General features: G+C 61.6%; 9 protein-coding genes and 1 pseudogene. 6 read left to right on the top strand and 4 right to left on the bottom strand.

Annotation, left to right across the window (positions count from 1 at the left end; genetic code table 11):
• A partial coding sequence (locus VGP75_RS12335; RefSeq protein WP_327543954.1) for a DUF6441 family protein occupies nt 1–271 on the top strand: 271 nt, incomplete at its 5' end.
• 8 nt (nt 272–279) lie between these two features.
• Here VGP75_RS12335 and VGP75_RS12330 read toward each other — a convergent pair.
• Nucleotides 280–570: a type II toxin-antitoxin system RelE/ParE family toxin gene (locus VGP75_RS12330; protein WP_327543953.1), complete on the bottom strand. Its 291-nt coding sequence runs from the start codon at nt 568–570 to the stop codon at nt 280–282.
• On the bottom strand, nt 558–842 hold the full coding sequence (locus VGP75_RS12325; RefSeq protein ID WP_269080936.1) for a CopG family ribbon-helix-helix protein: 285 nt from the start codon (nt 840–842) through the stop codon (nt 558–560). Before VGP75_RS12325 ends, VGP75_RS12330 begins: the two co-directional genes overlap by 13 nt.
• An 89-nt stretch (nt 843–931) precedes the next feature.
• On the opposite strand from VGP75_RS12325, the gene VGP75_RS12320 reads away from it, so the two are divergent.
• The 4 genes from VGP75_RS12320 (at nt 932) to VGP75_RS12305 (ending at nt 3,035) form a co-directional block, all read left to right on the top strand.
• Nucleotides 932–1,357: an acyl-CoA transferase gene (locus VGP75_RS12320; protein WP_327543952.1), complete on the top strand. Its 426-nt coding sequence runs from the start codon at nt 932–934 to the stop codon at nt 1,355–1,357.
• A gap of 30 nt (nt 1,358–1,387) precedes the next feature.
• On the top strand, nt 1,388–2,329 hold the full coding sequence (locus VGP75_RS12315) for a phage tail tube protein (RefSeq protein ID WP_327543951.1): 942 nt from the start codon (nt 1,388–1,390) through the stop codon (nt 2,327–2,329).
• Nucleotides 2,330–2,331: 2 nt separating this feature from the next.
• Nucleotides 2,332–2,694 (top strand): phage-derived protein YdaY family protein, encoded by a 363-nt coding sequence (locus VGP75_RS12310; RefSeq protein WP_327543950.1) that lies wholly within the window; start codon nt 2,332–2,334, stop codon nt 2,692–2,694.
• Between the two features lie 167 nt (nt 2,695–2,861).
• A complete protein-coding gene (locus VGP75_RS12305; RefSeq protein ID WP_422665113.1) occupies nt 2,862–3,035 on the top strand; it encodes a DUF7697 family protein in 174 nt (57 codons plus the stop codon).
• Here VGP75_RS12305 and VGP75_RS12300 read toward each other — a convergent pair.
• Together VGP75_RS12300 and VGP75_RS12295 are read right to left on the bottom strand one after the other, a co-directional pair.
• The gene (locus VGP75_RS12300; protein ID WP_327543948.1) at nt 3,006–3,296 is read right to left on the bottom strand and encodes a HigA family addiction module antitoxin; all 291 of its coding nucleotides are present in this window, start codon (nt 3,294–3,296) and stop codon (nt 3,006–3,008) included. The two genes, VGP75_RS12305 and VGP75_RS12300, sit on opposite strands and share 30 nt — an antisense overlap.
• 11 nt (nt 3,297–3,307) lie before the next feature.
• Complete coding sequence (locus VGP75_RS12295) at nt 3,308–3,589, bottom strand: type II toxin-antitoxin system RelE/ParE family toxin (RefSeq protein ID WP_327543947.1); 282 nt, start codon at nt 3,587–3,589, stop codon at nt 3,308–3,310.
• A 43-nt stretch (nt 3,590–3,632) separates the two neighbouring features.
• Between VGP75_RS12295 and VGP75_RS12290 the strand changes: the two are divergent.
• Nucleotides 3,633–4,200 (top strand): annotated as a pseudogene (locus VGP75_RS12290) (phage tail tape measure protein); the annotation flags it as partial.

Raw genomic sequence — 4,200 nt, 5'->3', positions numbered from 1 at the left:
ATGGGAGCGGCGGCGCGGGCTGCGGCTTCGGTTTGTGTATCGACCTAGGGGGCCAAGCTTGCTGGTGGCGGATGGGCGGTTGAACAATCGTGGGCTGGGCGTGGCGTCGCGGTCGAAAACAGGTCGTGGACGCAGCACGGTGCCGATCTTCTTGCTGGTGCCTCAGGTGAAGCTGCGCAAGCGGCTCGACCTGGCCCGCGATGCAGAGCGGGCGCAGGCGGCCATTCCAAGCTTAATTGTTTCAGGGTGGGTTGACGCTAAACTGCGGTGACAGCTGGTTCAGTACCCGGCTTCACGTTGATGTCGCACAGCGAGAACGACAGCCCTGTCGGCGTCCAAACGGTAAAGAGCAACATACCCGCTGCCACCGAAGGTGATGAACCACTCTCGAAACTCTGGATCCATGTCCTCCACAGGGCGCCCTGCTCCCGGCTGGTCGCGCAAAATCTGCATCCCCTCGCGGATGGACTTGGCGGCGCGGCGTGCCGCATCGGGGTTATTCTCTGCAAAGAAATTGTAAAGCCGCTCCACATCCCGCAGCGCCGCAGGAGACCAGATCAGTTGTGGCATTGAGGAATATCTGCCTCTTCACCAGCCTCGAGCTTGGCGAGCCAGGCGTCTGCGTCCTCATGCGTCACATGTTGGCCCGTCATCTGATATTCCTGCCAGGCCGCAAGACCTGCCTGGCGAAAGGCCTCACGCGCCTCTTCACGGGACAGGAACTGAGAGACTGCTTCGCGCAACATCCAATGCGTTGAGCGATCCCTCGCATCCGCAAGCCGTTTGAGGCGGTCGCGGGTTTCCTGATCGAGCTTCACGGCAATGGGGCGAACAGCATTCATGGGGTGAGTCCTCGTGAGTATTGTTAGGTATTACCTGTAACACTTTCTTGGCTTCAACAACAGACACGAATGCACCGTTAGGCCCATAAATGCCCACCACGCGCGAAACCATCCTGACCGCTCTGGCGGACCTACTCAGCACGATCCCGCATGTGCCTGTTCTGCGCGGAGAAGTTCTGCCAGAACGCATTCCGCCCGCGGGGCTGATGATCCTGCGTGATGGCAATCCAGGTGAGCCAGGCATGACGCTGTCGCCGCTGATGTATCATTACCAGCACCGCGCCGAACTTGAGGTGATCGTGCAATCTACGACAGATCGAGATGCCGTCTTCGACGCGCTCTCGGCGCAAATCGGCGCAGTGATCGCGGCTGACCGTACTTTGCGGGGATTATGCGACTGGATTGAGCCGGAGGCCGCTGAACCGGTGGATCTGCCAGTTGAGGGGGCGGCGCCCCTAAAAGCCGGGATCATTCCGATCATTTTGCATTACGCCACCAGCGACGCGCTGGTCTGACAATTCAGCTGACATTCAAGGAGAGACACAATGGCACGAGCCCAAGGGGCGCGGGCGCAGATGGCGCTTGCGTTCGAGACGACCTACGGCACGCCGCCTGCGAGCGGCTATACCAAAATGCCCTTTGCGAGCACGACGCTTGGGGCCGAGCAACCGCTGCAGACCTCGGAGCTCTTGGGGTATGGCCGTGATCCGCAGGCGCCAATCAAGGATGCGGTGACGGCGGATGGCAATGTCGTGGTGCCAATCGACACGGAAGCGTTCGGGTTCTGGCTGAAGGCAGCTTTTGGAGCGCCCACGACGACTGGAACTGAGGCACCCTATACCCATGAGTTCCGCTCGGGAAACTGGGCTCTGCCGTCTTTCTCGGTCGAGACGGCCATGCCTGAGGTGCCCCGCTTTGCGATGTATGCCGGCTGCATGGTCGACAGCCTCAACTGGCAAATGGCGCGATCAGGCTTGCTCACAGCCACGGCCAGCATTGTGGCCCAGGGCGAGGAGATCGCCACGACCAGTGCGGCAGGGACACCGGCTAACATCGCGCTGAAACGCTTCGGCCACTTCAACGGGGCCATCACACGGAACGGAGCTAATATCGGGAACGTTGTCTCCGCTGACCTAACCTATGCCAACAATCTCGACCGCATCGAGACGATCCGGGCGGATGGCAAGATCGACGGCGCAGACCCGTCTATTGCCGCCCTGACGGGTAATGTCGTCGTACGCTTCGCCGATCAGACGCTGGTGACCCAGGCGATCAATGGCGAGGCCTGCGAGCTGGAATTTTCATACTCGCTAACCACGGGCGAGAGCCTGACCGTCACCGCGCATGCTGTTTATCTCCCGCGCCCGCGGATCGAAATCTCGGGTCCGCAAGGTGTACAGGCCACCTTTGACTGGCAGGCGGCGAGTGACCCGCTGGTGGGCCGGATGTGCACCGTCACCCTTACAAATGACCGCGAGGATTACTGACCATGCTGCGCTTAAACTTGTCCACGGAGCCGCGCTGGCTCGACCTCGGCCATAGCGTCCGCCTGCTGGTGGAGCCGCTCACCACGGCCATCATGCTAGCCGCGCGGACCGATCCGGCGATCATCGCTGCAGCAACGGATGCTGTAGGTAGCGCCTCCAACGACGACCTTGCGCGTATCGTGGCAAAGGCCGTGGCGCGCATCGTTGTGAAGGACTGGGAGGGCGTCGGAGACGAGGACGGCAAGCCCCTTCCTCTGACGCCTGAGGGCATCGACGCGCTTTTGGAGCTCTGGCCGATCTTTGAGGCCTTCCAGACCAAATACATCGCAGGCGCGCTGATACTGGATGCGGAAAAAAACGCCTGACCGCTCTCGCCGACTGGGAGTTCGGCGGGGGCGGTGAGTATTGCGCGGCTTGCCCATCCGTATGTACGGACTGTCCGCGCAGCCTGCATGCGCCAGGCACACTCGAGGGCTGGCAGGTCTGGGACCTCGTTCAGCGCCTCGGCGGCCAGATACGCGTGACCGGCGGGATGAGCGGCGGCGCTGTCCTTGGCTGGGACATGACTGCTGCCCTTCAGCTTGGGGTGGCCCTCGGGCTCTCGCCCCTGATCATCGCGGAACTCCTGCCGCCGGTCGAGGCGGTGATGGTGCGCAAAATGAACGCGCAGACTGGATCAGGCAGCCTGGAGGGGCTTGATGCCTGAGACATCGATGGTCTCGCGGGCACGCGCCAGATCCCAGGCGCGCTGGAGGTTCATCCAGTACTCCGGCGTCGTTGAAAAAAAACGGGCGAGCCGCATCGCGGTATCAACCGTGATAGCGGTCTGGCCTTTGACAAGGCGCTCGATCCGGGTACGCGGCACGCCAAGCTTTGCGGCAAGCGTGATCGCGCTCATATCGAGTGGAGTCAGGTATAGCTCAGCCAGAACTTCGCCCGGGTGGGATGGATTGGTGATGAGGCTCACGTCAGGCCCTCCTAGTGATAGTCCACGATCTCGACCTGTGAAGGTCCTTGATCGGTCCAGATGAAACAGATGCGCCATTGTCCGTTAATGCGCACCGAATGTTGTCCTGCGCGATCCCCGCTCAGGGCTTCAAGATGATTGCCCGGCGGAAACCGTAAATCTTCAAGCATGACTGCTGCATCGAGTGCCGAAAGCATGGCGCGCGTGCGTTTGACCAAGTCGGCTGGAAAACCTTTGCCAAAGCGGTCCTGAACCGCTCCAGCGGCAAGCTTTCCTCGTGTGCTGACGATCATATTCTCTTGTATCACTGCATGATACATTTTGCAAGGGTGCCCTATGGCTGAAAAACGTGTCTCCGTCCGGCTCTCTGCGACCGGCGGACGCCAGGTGCGTGCCGAGCTGGAAGGTGTCGGCGAGGCCGGGTCTCGCGGCATGGGGCGCCTCAGCCGCGAGCTGGACCAGGCCAATGCGCGCATGGCGGCCTTCGCGCGCCGGGCCCGGATCGCGGCGACTGCTGCGGCCACAGCACTCGCAGGTGCTGTCGTTGCGATGACCCGCTCGACGGTGGCTGCTGCCAATGAGATCGGCCAACTCTCCCAGGTGGCCAATGCCAACCCGGAGGTGTTTCAGCGGTGGTCGGCGGCCTCCGCCACTGTGGGCATCGAGCAAGAAAAGCTCGCCGATATCCTGAAGGATGTGAACGACCGTGTGGGGGATTTCCTGCAAACGGGCGGTGGGCCGATGGCGGACTTCTTCGAGAACATCGCGCCAAGGGTCGGTGTGACGGCAGACCAGTTTGCGCGGCTATCGGGGCCTGAGGCGCTGCAGCTTTACGTCGACAGCTTGGAAAAGGCAGGCGTTAGCCAACAAGAGATGACCTTCTATCTCGAGGCCATGGCATCCG

The organism is Yoonia sp., from assembly GCF_036007805.1.
Lineage (GTDB): Bacteria > Pseudomonadota > Alphaproteobacteria > Rhodobacterales > Rhodobacteraceae > Yoonia.
The sequence above is the reverse complement of the archived record's forward strand: the minus strand, read 5'-3'. Positions and strand labels throughout refer to the sequence as shown.